Annotated in this window: 1 protein-coding gene (running past one end of the window); it reads right to left on the bottom strand. The window is 61.3% G+C overall.

The genetic code is table 11. The features are described 5' to 3' along the window. Positions 1-25120: the 5' portion of a hypothetical protein gene (locus tag ACOY6C_RS00810; RefSeq protein ID WP_420903574.1), read on the bottom strand. The gene continues 22961 nt to the left of window position 1, outside the view; the window shows 25120 of its 48081 coding nt (coding positions 1-25120); it begins with the start codon at positions 25118-25120; the stop codon falls past the left edge of the window.

The raw sequence follows: 25120 nt of genomic DNA, 5'->3' as shown, positions 1-25120 counted from the left end.
CCCCGACATAGAAAAACTCACCCACCGTCAGGGAGATCTCGCCCGAGGCCTTGATCATCGTGCCTGAGGCACCCAGAAAATCGAGCGTTTTGGTTTCGCTGCCATGGCCGGTTTCAATGGCCAGAGGCGCGCCTTGATAATCCACCACGGTTCGACCATCCGTCCCCACGTTGATGGAGACGGCCATGTTGCCGGCAGTGGCTTCGACCAGGGACAAACCATACTCGGTGGCCGTCTCCGAGGTCGCGCTCAGGCTCACCCAGTTGCGGGGCCGATCCAGTTCCGGTTGACCGGCGGGCGCCTGCTCCATGTAGAGTGCCAGGCCGATATCCAGACCGGTCAATTCAAAACCGGCGGCTGTCGGGTTGATGGTCTCGTCTGAAAGATCGTTGTCGTGGTCGGTATCGAGACGATACGGACCATTGAGTCCCACGAAGGCGTGCAGATTGTCGCCACCAATCAGCCAGCGACGGGTCTGGACGGTCGTGCCATCCGACAACCTGACCCCATCCACCAGGCTGTTGGAGACCTGGAACCGGCCATCCACGGTCAAGAATTGACTGCTCGTCAGGGTCATCCCCACCGAGAAGGCGCTGGTATTGGTGAAATAGTCGGCGTTAAAGAACATGCCCAGGGCGTCGGCGTCTGTTTTGCTGTGCGCGACAATGGTGACCGCCTCGGCCACCGCCCGCTTGACCGTATCGAGAACCAGCCCGGTGGTGCTCTGCTTGATCGCAAGCACGGTGTTTCCAGCGTCATAACCGAACAGACCCTTGGCCTGACGCCACAGGCCAGTCAGGCTGCCCGCCTGAATCACGTCAAAGGTATCACGCAATTGCGGCTTGAATCCGGTGTGATCCGTGAACGCGGGGATCACCACATCGAGCGTAACGTTCTGGGCCAGGGTCAAGGTTCCCGTGACCTCAAGGGTGTCATGGTCACCCGCATCGGGATCACCCAGGCGCAAGGCCAGGGTCTGTCCAGACGCCAGGGTCTGATTCCCTTCAATGCGAAGAACGCCATGGGTTGTGCCCGCCGCGCGGCCCATGGTCCCGGCAGCCAGAGCACCGGTTGCATCGACAAGACGCAGACCGTTGGCAGCGGTGATGACCATCCTGCCATCGGTTGCCATCACGGCGGCATCTTGTTTGTCCACACTGTCGGTGGCCAACAGATGGATCTCCCCCTCTTGCGCCACCACATCGTCTTGCAACCAGATGCGCGACCGCGTGCCAAGCGCGTTCAGTTCAATCCGTCCGACACCCCCGGCATGAACATCCTGGGCCACCGTCACGACCACATCCGATGCGTCCGCCGAGCCTGCGGTCAGGAAGATGTCGCCCACATCCGTGGTTGCCATGCCCTGACCATCCCAGATCGTCGAATGGTCACTGCCAGCCCGCTGCACCGTCACGGAAACATCGTCGATGGCAAGCGTACCCGTGGCCACAAGGCGCATGCCGCCACCGCTGGAGGCGGCCAGATGGCCAACATCCAGCTCCAGGGAATTGGGCGCGAGCCCCGTGGTCGCCACCAGACCACCGGCCTGCACCGTGGCGCCGATCTCTTCGCTGGCCAACAACAGGAGCCTGCCGGCCTGAACGTCGAGCGTGTCGGTGGTACCGACATCGGCATCGATGATCGATCCGGCACGGGCAATCAAGGCCACCGCCCCGTCACCCGCCCGCACCTGGGCGATGTGCAGGGCGCCACCGGCATCCAGGCTCACCTGACCCGAATTGTCGGAGTCTGTCGTGCTGTCCATCAAACTGCCGGAAACCTGGATGATATCCCCACGCACGCTGCGCACTTCGATATCGCCACCCGCACTGGCAATGGTCGTGCCCGCCCCTTGCTGGAACGCGCCACGGGTCAACAGGCTGATCGCCCCGCCTGCCGAATGAATGTCCGCATCCAGGGTCACGGTGCCACGCGCATCCAGCAAGATGGCACCGGCGCCGGTCATGAGACCGTCACCCACCACGCTCAAGGCCGTCTGGTTGACCAGGAGCAGATCCCCCTGGTCGGCACTGGCCTGGAGGCTGGCGGTCTTCAAAACCAGAGGCTCGGCAGCGAGCGTATCCATCTGCGCCTTGCCAATACCGCCCCCGCAAGCCTTCAAAATGACCGATCCGGCCTTGAGGTCGGCAAAGCCACCCGTGGCCCGACCCCGAATGGCGCCGCTCCGGGTGGTCGCCGAGGCCATGCCCGTCACCGTCAGTCCGGCGATGACCAGGTTGCCCATCGTCTCGGTCAGGAAGGCATCGCCACCGATGTTGCCCCACACTCCGCCAGTGTCCCCCTGCAGATCCACCAGCAACGTCTGAGCGCCCGAACCAACGTTCCCCTGGGCATACAGCCCCACCTGCCCGGCTTGCAACAAACCGTTCGTACCGGTCTCGATGCTCCCACCCGCTTCCAGGCGCAAGGCATTGGCCGCCAGCGTGGCATGGATCTCGATGTTCTCGCCTGCCGTCAACGATAGCGTGCCCAACGCCACGGTAAGACTCTCCACCGTGATGCGACCGCTGGCACTGATGATCAGATCGTTGCCAGTCACCCCGTTCTCTGCCAACCAGGCGTCATTGATGTGCAGATCTCCAACAACTTGCGGAATGACGGTACCCGTGAAACGGTAGGGGACCACCTCCGGCAAGAGCACAGACGCGCCCCCGGCCTGAGTCAGGGTGATATTGCCAGAACCCGCCCAAACAGGCGTTCCGTCATCCAAGGCCGGATCACGGAGGACCGTCATCGTGCCGGCGGCGGCAACCTGAATCGTGCTCGTGGCGCCATTGGCACGCAAACCGCTTTGCTCGATGTCCCACACCGGTGCGACCAATCCGGTTTCCTTCACGCGATCGATGCGGAAATCCGCCACCGGACCGATCTCCAGATCGGTGGTATTGACCACACCGATGCTGCCGTTGGCGGTATGGGCGGAAAGCCGCGTCACCGTTGTGCGCAGGCTGCTGGTTTCCGAAACCAGACCCGTGCCATCCCCCCCGATACTGGCGCCCGCGACCATGCGCAAGGATTGACCGATCAGGTTGACGACCGTCGTGCCGGCCAGGGCATTGCTGATCCGGCCCGTGCCGGCCAACAGGCTGATGGCGCCGCTCCCGGCATCGACACGCGCCAGGGAGAGCGCGTTGCCAGCGGCCATGCGGACCGCACCACCGTGGCTGCCTGCCGTGGAGCCCGCCGCCATATCAAGCGCGCCATGCTCGGCCTGGAGATCCAAGGCCCCACCCTGGGAAGCCAGTGAACTGCTCCCCTTGAGCAGGATGCTGCCGCTTGCCAGCAGACTCATCGTGCCGCCGGAGGTTGCAACCGCCACCCCCGCACTGTCGGTGCCGACGGTCAGGTTGCTGCCGCTCCCCTCGGCTTGCAGCAGCAGATTGCCGCTCCCCCACACCAACACATCTCCGAGCAGGGCCAGACTGCCGGCGCGGGTGCGCAGCACGGCGGATCCCTGGGAGCTGCTGACCGTGGCCGGTGCGACCGGCGCCACGCCGACCGTCAGACCCACCACGCTCAAGCCATGATCGGCCAACAAATTCAGCGCATCACCCGCGCGGGCATCGAGGGTATCGGCGGCGATTTCCAACACCTGCCCCCGGCGACCCAGGGTGCCAATCGAACCCGCGGCCCGCAGCTTGAGATCCGCGGCCACCAGGTCGGCGTTGCTGTCCGTGCCGGACTGGCGGATCGACCCCAACCGTGCCCAAACATCCAATACGCCGTTACCGGCATCCAGCGAGGAGACGACCACATCCTGCCCGGCATCCACGCCCAGGGCGGCTCCCGTGTTGCGAATCTGCGCCCCGTCCTCTTGCACGAGAGAACCCTTCTCGGCGGTCACGCCGATCCGACCCCCCGCATTGACCACCAGGGAGCCCGCACCCTGAAAAACAGTGCCACCCGCCTGCAAGGTCAGTGCGCCCAGACCAAAATGCACATCCCCGAGGAGCGACAGGTCGCCGTCACGGGCTTGCAAGGCAATGCTGCTGGCGCGATCGCTTGAGACCTGGATATCGCTGCCCACAATCAGATCATCCTGGGCGCGAATCTTGATGATGGCCCCATCGGAATCCGCGACCACCGACACGCCCCCATCGACCAGGGTGAGATCGTTGATATCCTCGATGGCGATGACCGAACGCAGCATGGTCATGGTTTTGAGACTCAGAGTCTCGGCATCCACCCGCAGGGCGCGATCGGCGGTGCCGATATTGCGATAATTGCCCAGGTTGGCACCGTCACCGGCGGTGAGCGTGACTTGTTCGCCGATCACATGCACGCCATTGCGATGCTCGCTCCGTTCCGAGGCATAGATGCTGCCGGTGCGCGTGGACAAGGCCACCACACCGTCTTCCCCGCTGCCCCGGCTTTGCACCGTGGCCAACCACAGGTTGCTGCCTTGTCCGGTCAGGTCGCTCCCTTCCTCGATCAGGATCCTGCCGGCGGCGTCCACGGTCAGCACGCCGGGCATATAGCCATCATTGCCGGGCAATCTCAGCCCCTTGTCACCCAGATCGATGCGCATGACAGCCATGTCGCCATCGCCCATGGTGGTGTAAATGCCACCATGGCCCAAACCGACCCCGGCATCCCCATCGGTGATCAAGGTGATGTCGCCACCGCTCATGATTGGCGTCCAGTTCTGCAACGCCTGGCCGACCCAGATCTGACTGCTGGCATGAATGGAACCGGCGGTGGAGAGCCACACGTTACCCAATGCCTGAATGCCACGGGTGTTGAGCGCGCTGCCGCTGCCATCGGCGATCAGGATTTCGCTCTCGGCGCGGACCGCCACCACACCCTGGCTGTCGATCATCAGGTTGCCGCTGGCCGACAGGTTGAGGTCATCGGTCAGTTGGATCGTGACGCTCAACAGGCGGTGTTTGTCCTCGACCCACTGGCCATGGCGGACATCCGCCACGCCATCCGTGGACGAGAGCACCGGCAGGTTCGCGGGGGGAATGAGATACGTGCTGATCTCCTCCCACTGGCTGGGATCAGAGAAGGCAGAGGGGGTGGCCAGATCCAGGGTGCCATCCTCGCCCAGATACCGATAACGCTGGTAGGTGGCAGAGACCACATCCCGGGCCGACGCCTGGGAAAGCAGCTCCTTTTCCGCCAGCGACAAGGCAGCAAAATTTCCCGGATTCCGGATGGTGACCCGATCACTGGAGAGACCCACGCCGGCGGCATGATCCGTCGAACTGTGCGAAATCAGTTCGATATTCGCCCCTTGAATGTTGAGTTTTTCCGCTGTGGGGGTCGCTCCTTGTCCATTGGTTTCCAAATGGGGCAGCAAAACCGCAATCAGGTCGGGGGCCAAGGCATAATGACCCGACCCGGCATTTTCAAAGCCCCCTTTGGCCATGTTGGCTGCGGCCACGTTGCCATCGGGGATGTAACGCTCAAACGAGCCATCCGTAATCGCACCGGCCCGGGCCTGCAGGGTGACATCTCCGGTGGTTGTCACCGACACATCGCCATTCCAGGCCGTCGGGGTGATCAGACGCAGGTCACCGGAGGTCTCTTCGATATTGATGCTGCCAGCGGCGCGGGCCGCCACGCCGCCTGTACCCAGAAGCGCGCTATCCACCCGCGCCATGACCAAACCTGCACCGCCATCCAACTGGACCGTCGCGCCGACAATACGGGAAAGGTTGTTGGTGCCCACGATGCCGTTGAGCGCGGAAATCTGCACATCAAAGGCCGCGGAGAGTTCGGCGCCCGTGGTATCCGCCCCGGCAGCGAGAAGTTCACCATCCCGCGTATACTCAGCCGCCACCACCTGGCCGATCTTGATCGGGTTGTTGGTCTTGCCGGCCAACTGCTCCACCCGGATTTGACCGGTGGCCTGGATATTGAGCTTGCCCCGAGGATCCTTGACCTTGATGATCACATCGCTGTTGGACTTGATCTCCGGCAACGCGCCAGAGAACAGGGCGGTTCCGGAGACCTCCAGGGCATCTGCCGACAAGGCAATGGGACGAAAATCTTCCGCCTCCTCATCGATTGGTCCGCCGCCTATGGAGATGCTGCTGCGCAAACGCAGGGTGCCGGTCGTCTGGATGTCAAGGTTCACCGGTTTGTCCGATCCGGTCGCCGACGAAATCTTGACCGGACGATCCGCCTTGAGGCTGTAACCATAAAAATCTTTCAGACCCGTGACCGTCGTCTTGATGGTGGTGACCACCTTTTCCCGCAACCAACCGCCGCCGGTGGTGGTCGGTCCCTTGATGGTGATCTCCTGGTTGGCAAAACTGCTGTCCAAACGGTAGTCCGCCTTTTTGGCCACCCACTTGGTACCATCTGCGCGCAAAACCGGGTTGCTCTCCGTGTTCTCCCACACCCCGCCCGTCAGGCGACCACCGCTTAACTTCTCCAGGAATTTCCACGTGTCGGTATTGGTGAAATCCGTGACCGGGAAGGAGACGGTACTCTCCGAGCCGATATATTCATACAACGTGTTGGTCTTGACATCCCGCACCAGAGACTTGTTGGCGATCACATCCACCGCAGGATTGCCCTTGCGCAGGTAGATCATCTGGAGCATGGCGTCGGTGTTCTCCAGGGTGACCTCTTCGGACTCCAGCAATGGCGTGCCATCGGCAAATTTCTTGTCCACATCCTTGGCCGCCTGGTCCGGCACCAGGCCGTCCCAATCGAAGCCAAGCAGGTTGAAACTTTTCTGCTCGTAGGTGAACACTTCCGTCTGGGTCAAGGCCTGCCCCTCGATCCAGGTGTAATAACGACCTGGAGCAGGCTGATAGAAAATGGGGGTATAGCCCTCTGAGTTCATGACGGCATTGATCCCCGTCTGGCGTGATCCAGGCACCTCCACATAGTTGATGCTGCTGACGGCGGTATCGCCTTGGGTCTTCGAAACCAGGGTGCCCTGCTTCATCACCCGATCAAACGTGCCGTTCTGGACCGTAAACACCTCGCGCAACAGGGTCTCGCTGTCGGTAATGGTGATGGTGCCAGTACGATTTTCCGACAAATCAATGGTATCGATCGCCAGTTCATAAGCGCTTTCATTGTGGATCTGGACCGACGCGTAGCCGCTGGCCACCCGCAACTCGCCATTCCCCGTGCTGACGATGGTGCCGGTCAGATTGATACTGCCGCCAGTCGGCTTGATCGGATCGAGCACAATCACCTTGTTTTGGGCGTCGAAAGCACCATCCACCGTCATGAGGCCATCGGCACCAAAGGAGATGCCAGGGCGGATGTTGCCCTGATCATCCGTGAAGTTGACCGATTTGGTGGGGGCAAAATCCTTGGAGATGTTCAGCTCAATGTTGTCAACACCGCTTTGCACCAGGCCGTCGATGTTGAGGTAACGGGCATTGATGTCAATCGCGCCCATGGCAAACAGGATCGACTTGCGGTCTTCATCAAAGCTGGCCAGAAGTCGGTATGGACCCGCATTGTAAGTGGCGGAGCCAATCGCGGCCACCTTGATGAAATAGGTGCCGGACCTGGCGATATCCATCTCCACCGTCTGGGAGGCGGAGATGTCACGGCTGTCAACCTGGGTTTTGTTGGCATCCAGCAACTGCACCCTGAAAGAACCACCCGGGATGGTGAGTGCGAGCTTGATCTTGCCCGGCCCTCCCACCTTGACCCGGTAATAATCCACATCACCCAAGGTCGCCAGCCGTGCCGTGACCTCTCCCCCGTTCGACAACGCATCGGCCAGGGCCAGGGTATCGTTCGATTCGACTTCATCGCGGGTGCTGGGCACCACACCGGCAATGGCCTGTTGCAGGCTGAGCAGGTAGGGGGCGTCTTGCGCCGAGGTTTCCGACAGGGCGGCCAATTTGGGCAAGCCGGCATCGTTGTAGAGTTTCTGGCCATACAGCTTGTTGAAGTTCACATACTGACGCGGATCCTGATTGGTGTGATACCAGTCATCCGTGGAGAGGTTGAAATCGCCGGAGGCCGTCAGCTTGATCTCCTTGGCGCGAATCTCGCCGGTCACATTGATGCTGCCTTCCAGGTTGGTCAGATACAGATCGCCGTCGGCATTGGAGATCTTGCCGCGAACATACAGATCCTGCGGAGCATCCGGTATGGTGACACCCAGATCGTAAAAGGCGCTGGGATAGGCATCCTGCATGATCTTGATCTGGCTGGTGCCTCCCACGCCCGCCTCGCCGGCCAATCCTCCCATTCCCAAAGTTTTGCCATTCCAGTAGACGGTACCCGGCTCCAGGCTGGTCAACGCGCCATCCACGATATCCTGGCGACTGCTGTCCAGGATGGAGACGTTGTTCACGATCAAGCCAAACGGGGTGCTGTTGGTGATGTTGATCAAGGCCGAACCGTGGGCCAAGATACGGCCACTCTCCAAAGCCTTGCCAAGGGAGAGACCGGGATCGGTGGTGGCCTTGATGAACACACCCCCACCCGATGCGGTAATGGTGGGCAACTCCAGGAACAGCTGGTCAAACTGGGCCCGTGGCACCGCCTTGCCGCCAACCGTCTCAGCCAGACCCATTTTGAGCAGTTGACCATCGATTTTGTCCAGCATGGCCTGATACCGGGCAATCGCCTCGGTATTGCCGGCATGACTCTCCATCCAACCCAGAATCTTGGCGCGATCCTCAAACAACTGGTTGGCCACGTTGGCATAAACCAGCTTGGGCAGGGCAACGGCCTTGGGTTTGACCACATAAAAGTCATCGCTGAGCTTCATGGCAAACTGGTAGCCCTTGTCACTCTTGAGCGACAGGATCTCGCTCCAGCCAGTCCCGGAAAAATCGGTGGCGGAACTGACCGTCGTGGCCACACCGGTCCGCTTGGCCCACAGGCCCGTCTGGGTGCGCACGGTCTCGCCGGTGCTCACGGTCAGGTTGGCTGTGGTGGCTTCGATCTGGTGATCCGGCGTCACCACTTTCCAGCGTCGGGTGTCGGTATAATCTTCTTTTTCGAGGATCAGCGATTCGTCTTTGTAACTGCCGGGCGCGAATTCATAATATTTTCCGGCCTCTCCCTTGCCAAAAGCGCCTGCCACCCCCTCCACAATGGTTCCGGTGCTCACCCCCATGGAGACATCCTCCATATCCAGCGGGGCATATTCATATTGTTGGGATTTGTCCAGATGCAAGGCCAGTTTTTCGGCATCTGTCAGGGTTTTGCCCAAACGGCCTTCGGCAAGTTGGCGCTCACCATTGACCCAAAGCGGCAGGATCTGAATTTCGGTCAGATAATTCATGCCCGCCTCAACCGTGGCCTTATCACCCATCCTGACCAGATTGGTGCTGTGATCGACGAGCGTGCCGGTGGGCTCGAACCCGTAAGGGATGAGTCCGACATTCAGAACCAAACCGTCAATTTTGGCCCGCTCACTGCCAATCCCTTTTTCGGCCACCATATCCACGTGCCGCACGGCACGCACACTGGTACTCCCCTGCAAATCAACCAGATTGTTCTCAGCCAACACATTGGAAACCACCGGCACGCTCAAACCGTACAATGCCACCGTGGTCATATCCGCGCGTGCTGTGCTGTGCAACTCGTTGGCCACGCGATCCCTGGACTGACCGGCGAGCAACGTGACATCCTGGCCCGACAACTCGGCGTTGTTCAATAAAATCCTGTTGTCTGATCCAAGAATGACCGCGGTATTGGAACCGGCGCCACCGACGGCAGACGCCGCAAAACTGTTGGTGTTGGCCGTCAATGTGGCATTGGTCTGGGTCGCGATTTCCAAATCGCCGTTCAGATTGCGCAGCTCGGCGCCATCCACCACCACGTCGGACATCAAAAAGGCATTCTGCGCGACCGTCGCGGTATTGATCGCCAAAAGCCCCACCGCATCCACGCGCACCTTGTCCACCGTGAAGACATCGGTGACGGTCTCGATGCGGAACAGGCCGCCTTTGCTGGCCGAGGAGGCGGCAATCAGCCTGCTGCCCTCGCCAATCTCAACCTGGGAACCGAATTGATTGTCCACAGTGCCCAAGGTGGTCGTTGAACCCAGAACGGAGATCGTTCCGAGACCGCCGCCAAAGGATTGCAGGGAGTTGTCCAGGTTGGAATAAAGGCTCTTGTCCGCCACGTTCTTGGCCGAAAGTAAAATATCGTCGGCCAAGACCTCCACCCGTTCACCAATCTTAATATCGGCAGAGCCAAGCAGGGTGGAAATCATCGTCGCCCCACTGCCAGCCAGAGCACCGACCGCCAGATTGAAAGCGGTGGCATCAAAGTTCTGTTCCCGGTTGGCCGTCAGGTCCAGCATGCTGACGGTGACCTTGCTGTCATCCCCAACCAGAACCTGGGTCCGTCCCAGAATGTCCACTTCGGAGTAGGCCCCGGCCAGACCCGCGAACAAGCCTCCGCTGGAGGCGGTGGATTGCTGGAACAGGTTGTCGGTGGAGTCGGCCAGCACGCGCAGCGTGGGCGCCGTCACCTGGGCGTTTGCACCCAAACCGGCCCGGACGATGCTGATATCCTTGGAACTGGCGGAAGAGAAACCCATGGAGGCGCCGGAACTGACGCTCAGCGCGTCCGCACGCGCGTAGCTGTTCTGCACGCTGTTGGCCTTGACCAACACAACCGCATCGGCGCCTGACAGTTCCACGACCGCCGCGGACAAATAGGCATCGACCAGGGCGCCCATCTCATTTTCAGAGACCGTCCCCGCTGCGGCTGCGGCGATCAGACCAAAACTGGCCGCAGCCGACAAAACCTGTGACTCCTGTTGGGCCAGACTGTCGGCCAGAATGGTCAGGTTGCCCTTGGCGCGCACTTCGGTCCAGCCGTTTTCACTCCCCTCCACGAAAACATGGAGTGCCCCGGCCAGCGTTCGATCGATCCCTGCCACAACCTGAGTCGTGATGGTGTTGAACGAGACCGCGCCACCGCCCGCAATGGCAAAACCGATCCCCCCCGAAATGGCCACGGAAACCGCGGTGGAACTGCTGTCGATGCTCGGCGTGTCCAGAGCGGTGATGAGAATATCGCCTCCGGCGTCCAGGACCACGCGATCGGCATAGGCCTTGGTGCTGCCCGCGATTTCGTTGACGGCAATGGAGATGCCGATGGAGACAGAACCGGCAAAAGTGCCGAAGGCCGCCGAAACCGACACGGCCAGCACGTATGATTCGATGCTGGATTGGTTGTCGGCCTGGATGACGATATCCCCATCGACCTCCATGCCCGTGCCCGTGCTGTTGAAGATGTAGGCCTGGGTATCGGTGTTGATGCGGTTGGTCGCACTCGCCCCAGCGCCACTGAGCGCCGCGCCCACGGTGCCACCACCGGAGGCCGCCACCGAGCCAGCCAGCACGAAGGAATCAATCTTCTGTCTGTTGAGCGCGTTGACGGCAAGATCTCTTTGGACACCATCGTCGCTGATCGTGACCGACGAGCCGATGACGTAGGCCTGGATCTCATTGGCCGAAGTGGTGAGCAACTGCTTCCATTTATCCTTGTCGGAAAAGTCCTGGGCAAGAATCAGGTCATCCATCGCGCCGTTCTTGTCCCGGTCCTCCTGAGTCAAAGTTTTACTGCCGATATATTCATACACCTCGTTGGCACGCGCGCCTGACCTGGGCCCCAGTTTAACGGTGTCGCCCTTCACGAGCTGGCCGGGGGAATCGGTGCCCTGCACATAGGTCACCGTACCGTCATAGGCATAGGGATCGTACCCCAAATAGTTGCGTGCGATCGACACACCGATCGAGGCCCCCACGCCCACGGCACCGCCCACGCCCACGCCAATGGAGGCGGAGATGATGGTGGCATCGATCCGGCTGGTGGAGACCGCATCCACCACCACGTCGCCGGATGCGGTGATGGCGCTGTCGTCGATACCCGCATGGGTGTCGGCCAGGATGATATTGAGTGCCGATGCCCCGGCGCCGCTGACGCCAACACCGGCACTCCCGCCAATGGCAGCCGACACCGACGCCGCCAGAGAGAAGACCTGGATATCGGCATCCGATTGTGCCTTGACTGTCACCCCCTCGGAAGTGGTCACCTCGACCCCTTCGAGTGCGGCCAGCACCACGCCGTCGATGACATTGCGGGCCAGAGAAATACCAATGGAAACCGAAACACCGACCGTGCCGCCCAGTGCCACGGCAATGGAAGCGGCACCGGCAAAGGCGGTAATCCTGGAGTTGTTGTTCGCCAACGCGGACACGCTGTCAGCAAAGATGCTGCCAGGCCGGGTCTTGGCAGCCGTCTCGGTCATGGTTCCGGCTCTGACCCGAACGCCGATCTGGTTTTCGGCCCAGACACCGGAACCGCTCACGGCAACACCCGCACTGCCTCCCGCGCCCACGGCAGCCGAACCGGAGAGAACCAGGGCGTCGATGGACTGGCTGGCCTTGGCCGTAAAGGTGACATCCCCCGCGGTCTGAATGGAGGTATCCTCGGCCACAGCGCGAACGGTGGCAATGGCATCCTCACCCACCGCGCCGAATCCCTCCTGACCGATCAGGTTGCGGGCGACGGCGATGCCGATCGAGGCCCCCACACCCGCGCTGCTGCCTGCGCCAACGGCAATCGACAAAGAGGCGATGGTGGCGGAAATCACCGACTGGTTGACAGCACTCAGCGTGACATCCTCGGCAGCGGTCACGTCGGAAAAGCGCAACAGCGCATCGGTGGAGCCACTGAGTCGATTGACGGCCACCGCACCCGCCCCGCTGATGGCGATTCCACTGCCACCGACTGCCAGGCCAATGGCCGCCGAGGCTGCCACCGAAAGGGCGTTGATGTTGTTCCGGGCCATGCTGACATCCTGACCATCCAGGGTCAGGGTGAAACTCTTGCCATCGGCGTCGATGATCTGCCAGATCTTGCCCGGCTCAATCACCGAAACCGCCAGTTCCGGCACGACCCGCTCCCAGTTGGTCGTGTCCGAATAGTCCACCTTGGTGAGATTCAGCTCCTGGTTGTTTTTGCCGATATAGCGATAAACCGCGCCGCCCACGCCGCCGTTCCGGTAGGTGTTGGCCAGTCGGACGGTATCCTCCTTGCGTATGGTCTTGTCCTGGGGATCCTGTTTCTCCCAGAGATCGTCATCCTCAAAATCGGCCTGGGACAGGTCAACAGAGGTCGTCGTTCCCTCCTCATCCTCTTCCTTGCCCAGGTAGCGGTAGATGATCTCTTTGCCGTCCTCGTCATACTTTCCTTCGTCCAGAACAAGATCATCCTTCTTCAGATCGACGGTGCCCTCGTCCGTGCTGTAGCTCCAGTCGAGACCATCCCCCGAGGTATAGACCGCCGTGGGTCGGATCAAATCCGCATCGGCCAGTTCATAACCGGCATCGATCAACACGTTGCGCAGATTCACCACCGTGGTCGGATCGGCAAATTCGGAGGCCAACTCCCAGCGTGTGGTATTGGTGTAATCCTCTTTCCAGAGTTCGATATCCTCCTCGTATTCGACTTCATCCCAAGTGTCACTGTCGGTGTAATCGGCTGTCGATAAATCGACTGTCGTTTGCTCGACCTCGCCGACATATTCAAACACGCGACCGGCAAACCCTTTCCGGCCAAAGTTGTCCGACACCCGGACCTTCTGCCCGGAGGAGATGGTTGTCATGCCCTCGGCAGTCACATGATCCACCGATCCGCCGATAAAGCGGTAGACGCGCCCGGCCTCACCGAGTCGCGGGTCGTGCAACGCGTCCACCCGCACGGTATAACCCGACTTGACCGTGGACTCGGTGTCATCCACCTCGTCGAATCGATCATCGCTGGCCAGATGCAGCGACCTGTCGGTCAGATTAATCGTTTGATCATCATCATCAAATTCATAGATACGACCATCGTCATCACGAACCAGATCCCCGTCCTTCAGATAGGTCAAACCATCTTTGCGAAGGTAATCCCACTCCCGGTCCGTATCGCTGTCGAAACTGGTCTTGGCATTGGCATTGGCGGCAGAATCCAAAGCCGCTGCGGTGATGCCTGCCTGCTGCAACCTGGCCCACTCTATGTCCGGCCCCTCCGCCAAACCGGCAGAGATCGAGCGCATGGTCAGAGCGCCTGCGCCCACATCGAGCAGAGCGTGTTCGGCGCGTGCCAGCACATCCGCGTCAATGCTGTTGAAAGCCAGCGACAAACCGATCGAGGCACTGATGCTGGAGCCACCTCCGGCCAACGAGGCCGCCAGGGAGGCCGCACCGGCCACGGCATTGATGGAGGCGCGACTTTCGCCCCTGATGTCGATCCCATTGGCGGTTACCGTGGACGGGTCGGCATCACTCCCCATGATGCGGGCATCCACGCTGCTGAAAATGCGGTTTTCCGCATAGACCCCGGCGGCACTCACCGTGATGGCCCCGCCTCGACCGGCGCCCACCGCGGCGGAACCGGCCAACACCATGGCGTTGATCTCGGCGGTCGAGGTGGCGGTCAGGGTCAACGCGCCCGTGGCATCCACATTGGCCCGATCCAGTCGGGCGAGCGTGGCTGCGCGCGCGGTCCCATAACTGACCAGTTTCCAGGTGGTTTCGTCCGAATAATTCTGAGTCGTCAAGTCAAGCCCATCCTTGTCGATGGGCTCGCCGACATATTGGAAGATCTCCCTGCCAAGCAGGCTGGAGTCATTCAGGACATAATCGCCTTTCTTGAGAAGTTTGTTCTTGTTCTGATCGTTGTACAGGCTGGCTTTGTAATCGTACTCAACAGAGACCGGTGTCTCGCCGATGATGTTGCGGGCCACCGACAAACCCAGAGCAAAGGCCTTGGACCCGCCGCCGCCCACCGAAACCGACGCTGCCACGGAACGCAGATAGGCATCCACCAGGGAGTCGTCATGGGCCTCGACATAGACGTTGCCCGCTTCTTCCTCTGTGCCCGCCCGCAGCGCGACCAACCCGGCAAAGGCGTCGGTGTCGCCACTGATGCGGTTGAAAGCCAGAGTGCCCCCACCCGCCACGGCAGGTCCCCCCTTGGCACTGATGGCCACGGCCACGGCGGTGGCCGTTCCATTGGCGGTGATGACGGAACTGCGCCACGCGCCGATCCGGATAGCGCCCCCCCTGGCGATCACATCCGTCTTGACATCGCCAACAGCCTTGATGGAGGCCTCGACCGAACTGAAAATGTCATTGCGCGACAGGCTGAGCCCCACCGAAATGGCCTTGGCGCTGCTGGTCTTGCTGGCGGCGATCGAAATCGCGCTGGCGGCCACCTTGGCGTGGATGGCGGTTCGGCTTTTGGTTTGCACGGCAATACCGCCGCCCGCATCCACCTTCCCGGTCTCATCCAATGTCGCCCGCACATCCGCCGCAATCTTGTTCATCGCGACCACGGGAGCCACCGTGATGGCGGACTTGGAGCCATTGTCCCCACCAGGCGTGGGCGCGGACTTGACATCGACATTCAAGGCCAGGGCAGAACTTTCGATAATGGCATCGATGCTGCCGGCCCAGTCGGCCAGCAGATCCATATCGCCTGCCACATCAAAGGTGTTGCCTTTTCCACCGGCAACCGTACTGGCGGTCTGCGGCGTGCCAAAGCTGGTGCCCAGCACGCTGTCGGCCATGTTGGCAAACAGATTTTGCGGCTTGTAGCCAATGGTGTTGAAGGCCAGAGTCACCCCCACGGAGGTGCTGGCCTTGACGCTGCTGGCCACCAGGGCCGCAATACGCGCACTGTTGTGGGCAGCGATGTTCACACTGCCGGTTTCGGCCTCGAAATCTGCGGCAGCATCCTCCGGGGTCTCCTGGGCCGTGGCGGTGACATCACACTCCTCCATCCAGGCACGGGCATCCGACAGGATGGTGTTGGTCGCAATCACGATGTTGATGGCTGTCTTGCCGCTGCTGACCGTACTGTTGTCCTGGGCCAGAATCGTGGCGCGCTGATCCGCCGTGACATTCAGGTCGCCGGCAAGGGTGATGGTCTGACCGTCGATCAAGGCATCGACATCGGTGCGCACATCGTTGCGCACCACCAGTCCACCAAAAGCAGAGGCATCGGATTTCTCCCCGAACAGCGCATCTGCCGCCGTAGCGCCCAGATCGGTCCAGAAGGCGAGATCAAGTTTCCACCAGCGGTCCCGGTCGTTGAAATCCTCCTCGGCCAGATCAACCGTGTCGCTCCAGCCGGTGAAGATGTAGGTCACGCCCAGCTCGCCCTTGACCCGTTTCCAAAGGGTCGTATCCGTAAACAGCTGGTCGGCGAGCTGGACATCTTCCAGAGGTTCCTGGCCAATGTATTCATAGGTATCGCCCGCAAAACCACCCCCGATATCGGTGATCAACTGCACCCTCTGGCCTTTGGTGACCTCCTCGGGACGGTCAAACTCGGAATAAACCGCGCCGCCCAGCTGGACCCGATCACCAAATTTCAGTTTCTGCTCGCCCGAACGATCGGTGTAGGTGAGCCCCGCCAGATTGGACAAGGCCTTGATCGCCAGACTGGCCTGGCTCTCCTCACCCGTGGAGATCGCTTCCAGGTCCACGGTGGAGACAATGCTCGCATCGTCTGCCGAGGTCACCGAGAGACCGCCATCGCCGGTATCAACCGTGCCGCCCTCTCCCGAGATGAACGACTTGGCCTGACTGCTCACCATATTGCTGGCCAACACAAACCCAACCGACAGGCCAGAGGGTTTCTCCGACGCCGCCGGGTTGACCGCATCGGGGGTCACGGGCGCGGGCGTACCGTCGGTCGCCGCCGTATCTGTCGCCGGGGCCTCTTCGGGCGATGCCATGGTCGAGCTGGTCGCGTTGGAGATCTTCGAGAGGATATAGGCCTCGGAACGCCCGGAAACCAGAATGGCGCCGGCCACCTCCATGTTGGAGTCCTGGACATACGCCATCACGGTCGATGGCTGCTCATCCGCCAAACGGGAGCCCACCAGGGCGTCGATGGTGGCAAACAGAATGTTGGTGGGCTTCCAGCCCACCGTGTTGAAGGCCAGGGTCACCCCGATGGATTTTCCGTCCGAACTCATGGAGCTGTTGTTTTCCGCCACAATGTGACCGGAGTTGACGCCATCAACCGTGAGATCCCCCTCGGTCGTGGTGACATCGCTGTCCACGATATAGGCATTGGCACTGTTGAGCATCAGGTTGGTGGCAATGACACCACCGGCGGCCAGGCCAGGTCCATCTCCGCCGGTGGCTTCCGCCGTGGCATCGGCCAGGGCGCGGATCACCGCCTCCTCGGCCACGTTGATCGTCACCGAACCGGCGGTCAGATCGGTGTTCTGAACGTAAGCATTGGCCGTGGCCCGCAAATCGTTGCGCACAATGATGCCACCCACGGCCAGGGATTTGGACGGGGTAGGCTCGGTCGCCGCCGGGGTGGTCGCTGTCCCGTCACCGGCTGTCCCGTCACCGGGCGCCTGCGTGGGTTCCGGGGTCGGTTCCGGGGTCGGTTCGGGTGTGGGATCAGGGGTCGGTTCCGGGGTCGGTTCGGGTGTGGGATCGGTCCCTGGATCGGTCCCTGGATCGGTCCCTGGATCGGTCCCTGTGCCAGGATCAACCACTGCTGCCGGAATCAAGAGGCTACGCACGCTGCCAAAGGCGTGCGCTTCCACATCCCCGATAAAACGCATCTTCCAGAAGTCCGACTCATCGGATCCGGTATCCAGCGTGATCTTGACCTCCAGCCCCAGATCTTCCAGGGTGCTGCCATCCTCGCCGATGGCACCATCCTGGATGGCCTGGGCCAACTCGGAGGTCGTCATGTTGACCGCCAGACCCGTGACCAGATAGTGCACATCGTCGATGGTGATCTGCATGTCAAACGTATCGGCGCCTTCGGGATCATTGAGCTTGATGGCGTAACCCGGTGAGGTGGCCGCCTCGCCGGTCTCCACCGTGCGCACGCGCACCCGCAGACCTTCCGACTCATCCGCCCCTGCCAGACGCCCCAATGCCCGGGTGCCCCAGGCGTCACCGCCAAACATCACCAGATAACTGCCAGGAGCGGACTCGGCCACCACCGTGGCGGCATGCGCATCTTCCAGGGCGACTTGCAGTGCCTTTTCGATCAATTGGGCCTGTTCCACGGCTGTGGCCCCGGTCGTCCCGTCCTTGAGAGTCTCCGACCGGACAATCAATTCACGGTTGACATGGCCAAGCACACTCGCACGGACCTGTCCCATGTCGGTTGCAGCCAATTCACCCACAAACTGGATGTCAAACACCATGCCGCCGGAGGCAAACGACATCGACTGCTCCGCAGCCGAATCGTCCGCGTTGAAGGTCACCGTGACATTGTTTTCACCAAACCATTCAACCAGTGCCGTTTGGATGGTGACCGCATCATTGGCGCCGTCGCCCGTCAATACCAGTTCAACCGAGCGCTCCACTTGATCATCCGCACGCGCCTCGGTGCTGGTCGCCGTCTCCTCCTCCACCGGGGGAAGATACTTCAAAACAAACGGAATGCCGGCACGCTCTCCCGCCGTGCCATCCCCACGCACCTCTGCCGGTTTCTGGATGAAAATCAATCGCTGGGTTTCATTGAACGCCACGTCGAGTTGCAACAGCTCGATGGCATCGGTGGTGAACTCCTCTCCGCTGTCAGGGTCCACCATCGTCAGCGCAAAGCTGGGAGGCTCATCGGCGCTATAATCGATGCCTGCATCACCCTGGTTGAGCAGCAGACGCTGGATGGCCGATTGGCCCGCCCCGCCGGTTTCGACCTTCTTGACCGGACGACCACCAAAACCGGCCTCTTCCTCCCCGGTCCCTCCCGTTGTCGTATCCGTGGTCTGGTTGTCACCGGCTTCAATACCCGACAGACTGATCCCGCCCAGGTCAAAGGTAAAACTGTCCACCACGAGGGGTGCGGCATCCTTGGACTGCAGGAAAAAGTCCAGCACCTCGGAAGAGCTGTCAGGGAACAGATCGGCAATCTCCAAGGAGGTGTAACCATCCCCGGCATGCATGAAGCTTGGGAGAGAGTCCCCCAATGCGGCGATCACCGACGAAACCGGCAATTCGAAGGTGAAAGGATGGCCCATCACACTTACAGAAACAGAGGGATCGTGCAGCTGAATCTCGGACGGGATGAAGCGCAGCAACTCCTTGAACTGGGTGAGCAGTTGGGAGGATGCCTCCGTGCCGGAGACGTGGATGCCGGGCAGCGTGATCACGACGGGCGAACCTTCGACCGGATCACCAAAATCCAAACCGCCCAGATCGACCACCAACGGATCGAGAGCGCTGTCAACATAACGTTCGAACTCGGCGGGGGTGTCCATGGTGATGCGGGCAAACTTCAACTCGACCGAGTGGCCGAGAAAATCGAAGGTCGCCGACGGGGCCTCGAAGATGAACTGACCGGGCATGAAATCCACCGCGTCGATCACCGGAACCGCCTCTTCCCCGCCTTGACGGGCCGCACCGCACGCGGCCCCACCGGGTGCCAGTCCCACCTGCACCGGACGCAAAAAGATGTCCGTGACCAGTTCGGGCAGGACAGGCGCGAAGCCGTCGCCGCTGATCAGCGCCTGCAGATTGACGATATCCAACAACGTGGTGCTCGGCCAACCGAATTCGGCTTTCACACCCCATTCATACTCCTGGCCCCCGTACCAAATATCGCCAAGAACTTTTTCATACTCAAAATAGGGCAGTTCAGGATCAGGCAACATCAATTCGATGGTCAAGGCCGGGGACTCCAAACTGTCCCCCACCAAAGGAAGCGGACCCAGTATGCCATTCAGCGTCTCCATGACGCTCGCAGGCAAAGAGAGTTTGATGCCTGTCGGCAAAATTTCCAGCCCCCCTTCGGAAGCGTCGGCCTCCCCCTTGAGAAAATCCTTGACTGTCAGATCTTCCCACCCGGCGGTCACCTTCAAACCGATATCAAAACTCTGGCTGCCAATCGGAATGCTGACAAGCGTGAACTCTTTTTCCAGATAGGGCATCTCGGTGCCGAGCAGCCCCATGAACTTGTTGACCATATCCAGGGATGGCGGCAGCGGCACCAGTTCATACCAGTAGCCGGTATCGGTGAAGTCGGTCTCGGTCAAATCGAGTTCCACCGTCTCGCCACCCATGTAACGGTAGATGCGGCCCCCCTCGCCCCCGGCTTCATGGTCGTCCGCCACCAGTACCTGATCGCCGAAACTGACCTCCTGAAGGCCATCGCCACTGCGCAAATCGACGGTAAAATACGCCCCATCGCCCTCTTCCGGCGCGCTGGCAATGGCCGAAACCGTGACGCCGGAGAGAATGTTGGGGGCGTCGCTGGCCGTCACCAGCATGTCACCGGCCACATGGACAACCTTGTCCTTGTCTGCCGTGCCATCCGGAAAACGAACATAAGCATCGACCGCCGTGCTCATGGCATTGGAGGCCAGTACCACACTGGCGGCAGCACTGCCGGCAGCCGCCGTGGTGGCATTGCTGGTGGTGGCGCCAATGGTTGCACTCTGAGCCGATTGCACGCTCAGATCTCCACCCAGATCGAGGGTCGTGTTGTATACCTTGGCCAACGCTTCGGCAGGCTGTTGGGTGCCCAGATCGCAGCCCACCAGGGCGCCAATGGTGCTTTTGAGCAAATTGGTCGCCTGCCAGCCAATGGAGTTGAACGCCAGGGTCACACCCACGGCTGTCCCCCCGGATTCCATGGTGGCGGTATTTTCCGCCTCGATACCCGATTCGTTGCTCGCCTCGACTGCAAGACCGCCACCGGCCACAATGGCGCTGTTGGTCACGGTGGCCCGACCGGAACTGAGCACCAGGTTGTTGGCAATCAGGCCATTGACCGCAATCGGCGTGGCCGTGGCAGCCTCGGTCGTCTCCGCTTCGGTCGCGGTGGCCGACTCCTCTTCCGGTGTCGGGGTCGTGTCCGTCGCAGAGACGGCGCCAGGCCCCGTGGGCGACTCGTCCGTGCCGGCGTCCGCGCCCGTATCCGTGCCAGCATCCGGTGTTTGTGAAACACCCTCCACCGGATCTTCGGCGGCTGCGGCCTCTTCTTCGGAGAGGGAGACGGTCATGCCGGAGACGTTGGCATGGATTTGCGCCAACTCCAACGCGGTCACAACACTGTCACCACCCAGGTCGAGGTTCACCCGATCCAGTCCGGACTGAACCGAGGTGCGCACATCATTCCGGGAGGCCACGCCCCCAACCGCGGCCCCGCCACCACTGGTGGCTTCGAGATTGACCGTGGAATCAATCTGCGCCGCGTCGGTAGCGGTGATGGTCAGGTTGCCACCGATCAGAAGATCCAGACGCGGCGGTTCATTGCTGCTGTTCAGCAGGGCCGCATCCACCGGATTCGACGCAACGGGACTGAGCCAGGCCAGACTGCGGGAGCTGATCTTGTTCTGACCCAGGATGAAACTCACCGCAGCCGAACTGCCCGAAGACTCCGTGCTGTTGGACACGCTCGCCTCGATCACGGAGCCGGTCTGGGCGCCCGGTTCTTCATCCAGTCCACCGGCCAGCACCGCGACATCACCCGTGACAATCAACGCTGTATTGACCAGCCGGGCACTCACTTCTGCCGGTTGTTCGGTGCCGATATCGGTGCCCAGCAAGGCATCGAGGGCGCTGAACAGGATATTCTGCGCCTTCCAGCCAATGGTATTGAAAGCCAGGACAACGCCGACGGCGGTGCCACCGGATGACATGGTGGCCGAGTTGTTGGCGGTGATGGTGGAGACATTGTCGCCCGCCACCCGCAGGTTGCCTTCGATGAACAGATCGCTGTCGGAGAGCGTGGCCGTGGCCTGGCTGAGCACCAGATTGTTGGCAATGAGCGCGTTGACCGCCAGACCGAGATCCGTGCTCCCCTCCGCTGCCGGAGCCGAGGTAGTCTCCCCCGACAGGCAGACTTCAATGGATGCGCTGGTGCGCGCCGACACGTCCACGTCGCCACCGGAGACGAGTTGAACGGCATCCACCAGGGATCCCACCTGGCTGCGAACATCATTGCGGGCCACCAGCCCCCCCACCGCCACGCCGCCGCTGCTCCCGGTCACCATGTTGACATCGGCATCGATGCTGGCCGCATCTTCTGCCGTGACAAACAGGCCGGATCCGGTGGTCACGACAAGCAGATCTGCGCTCTCCGCATCCGGTTGGACGCTGGCGTTCACCTTGGTGCTGATCATGTTGCTGGCCAGGACGAAACCGGCGCCCGCACTGGCCCCGGTGGAACGGGTATCGTTCAGGATGCCCGCCTCGATCAGCGCTTCGTTGCTGGCCGCCACCGTCATGGCGCCACCCACGTCAAAACGACCGCCGGTCACCAGGACACTGGCGGTCGCCGGTTGCTCCGTGCCGATGCTGGTGCCGAGCAGGGCATCCACGGCGGCATAGAGGAGGTTTTGCGCCTTCCAGCCGATGGTGTTGAAGGCCAGCGTCACCCCCACGGCTGTGCCGCTGCTCTCCGTTGTCGCACGGTTTTCCGCGACAATCGCGGAAGAGTCATCGGCGGTCAGGGTAAAATCGCCGCCCGTGGTCATGTCGCTGTCGATCACCCAGGCGCGGGTGTTGGAGAGAATCAGGTTGCTGGCAATCAGTCCGTTGACCGCGATCGTCGTGCCGCCACTGCCGGTGCCCGTATCCGTGCCGGTGCCGGTGCCCGTATCCGTGCCGGTGCCCGTGTCCGTGCCGGTGCCCGTGTCCGTGCCGGTGCCCGTATCCGTGCCGGTGCCCGTATCCGTGCCGGTGCCCGTATCCGTGCCGGTGCCCGTGTCCGTGCCGGTGCCCGTATCCGTGCCAGTATCGGCGCCAGGATCTGACCCAGCCCCGGACGGCTCGCTTTTGGCAATCACTTCGCCGCTCAGGGTGGCGGCGATCAGTGTGGTGGCGTTGGCGGCGACCTCGGCATCTTCCCCTGCATTCAGTTTGACATCCAGCAGATAGGCCTCCACCTGGTTGCGCACGTCATTGCGTGACACCAGGAGACCTGCGGCCACGCTGCTCCCACCTTGACTGGACGAACTGGCGACAATGGTAATCTCGGAGGTAATGCTCGCATCATCCGTGGCATGCACCGTGAGGGTGCCCTGCAAAGCGAAATCCGGATCGAGGGTGTCGCCAGCCGGATCCTGGCCGACCGGAACCACTTTCTCCCGACCTTTGGCATAGGCGCGGGTTTCGGAGCGTATGCGATTGCTGGCCAACACCGCGGATGCCCCGACCGAAAGGCTGGACGTGGTGAGCGCCACCGCACTCATCTGGTTGCTGATGATCGAAGAGATATCCATCGCATCATCGGCGGTCACCGTCAGGTTACCCTCCGCCGAGACCGTGGAATCACGCAACTCGGCCAGAGTCTGGTAAGCCGCGCCGGTAAAACCAAAATCGGTCCCGAGCAGACTGTTCAAGCCGGCGGTGAGCGGATTGCCCATCTTCCAGCCAATGGCATTGAAGGCCAGAGAGATGCCGGCAGCCGAACCGGCCCCGCCGGATTCCGGGGAACCGGCGCTGTCCGTGGCGCTGACGATCGAGCTGTTGCGCGCCCCCACCGTCACATCGCCACCGTCCACCGACAGGGTTGAATCGACCACCGAAGCCGTGGTGCCGCCGTTCAACTGGTTCCAGGCCAGAGTGCCACCCAGACTCAAGGAGGGCGGTGTGGCGTTGGCCTCCGTGGTCACGGTCATGGCCTGGCCCTCGACGCTCAACTCGGCCTGGCTTGCGGCAATCACGCTGACTTCACCGGCAAAAATGGTCGCATGGCTGGCAATGGCCTGCACCGTGCGATCGATGCTGTTGACGGCGGACAAAACACTGAGCTGCACGCCGCCAAGCAGGGCGGAGTCGGCGACAAATTCACCGCTGGTGGTGGTGAAACGGGACTGGTCCTTGGCAACCACATGCACCACGCCCGTCGTCTGCACGATGGCATCGCTCAACAAGGCCGCAATGGAACCGGTGGAGGATTGCTTGGCAATCTTGGCGCTGGCGTCGTGGCTTGCCTGGTTCAGGGCATAGACCTGCAAGGAGGAGCCGGCCAGATCGGTATGGTCCACCAGGGACAAGACCCGGTCTTTGAGGGTGGTGGTCTGCACGCCGATCAACGACGAGTTGACCGTACCCGTCACCCCTCCTGACAAAGAGTCGGCAATGGCCGCGGCAACCTGAATCTGGCCGGTCTTGATGGCCTGTTGGGTGCTGTCATCCTGGCCCGCGTTGACGGTGGTGGTTTTCGGATTGCTGACGGTATTGTCCCCCAGCAAAGCCAGGGCATTGCGCTCCAGGTTCAAGGTGCCGATGCCCAGGTCCAGACCGGCGGTCAAGGCGGTGACCAGGCTGTCGGCGGTATTCAGCGTGCTGGAGATCCGGCTGCGGTCCACGGCCTCAACCAGCAAGGCCATCTTGGGGCTTGAGCCAGCCACTGCCAGATTCAGGGTGGCACCGGGGGCAACGGAGGCTTTGGTGTTCTGGGTGATATCCACCGACACCGTGCCCAAACCGCCTTGACTGTTGATCAGGATCTCATTGCCGGTGCTGGCCAACACCTTGACACTGTTGGCCGCAATATCCGCAAACTGGCCGATTTCGGCCACAGCACTGCTGGTCAGATCCAGATCCACCGAACCTTCGACGCCATTACGTCGGATCTGGGCATCCAGAGCCACTTGCGCATCCAGAATCAGTTGGCCACCAATGCGCGCCGTGCCATAAAAACCAACAAACCCGTCAACCTCCAGCGACAGGCCCGCATCGCCCTTGGAGGTCACGCCAGCATACCCCTTGAATACCGCATCCCCTTGCGTTCTGAGGGTGAAACCGGCCTCCAGCTCAATCGATTCGGCCTCGATCACCAGATCGGCGTTGCCCAGATCGAGGTTCTCGATCAAAACCTTGTCCACACCACTGCCACCGCGCAAACCGACCAGCTCCGTTGGCGCGGCAAAAAGCAAATCCATGATGTTGTCGCCACTGATCCGCAGCATGCCCTCTTCGGCTTGCGTCAGCGTGACGTTGTTGGCATTGTCTCCAAGGTCCAGCACGAGACTGCCAAGACTCTTGGAGAGTTTCATAAGATCGGCGTTGATCGGGGTGAGCCCGCTATTCTGGGAACTCCCTTTGGTCAGGTCGATCATCGTCGCCTTGTTGCTAACGATCAGGCTGCCCAGGTCGAAGCTTGAGTCACCGGCCTGAATCTGCAGCAAATCAAACGGCACATTCTCAGCGGTCAA

The sequence above is a fragment of the Candidatus Magnetaquiglobus chichijimensis genome (genome assembly GCF_045865675.1).
GTDB classification, from domain to species: domain Bacteria; phylum Pseudomonadota; class Magnetococcia; order Magnetococcales; family Magnetaquicoccaceae; genus Magnetaquiglobus; species Magnetaquiglobus chichijimensis.
This window is presented reverse-complemented; position numbering and strand designations above follow the sequence as displayed.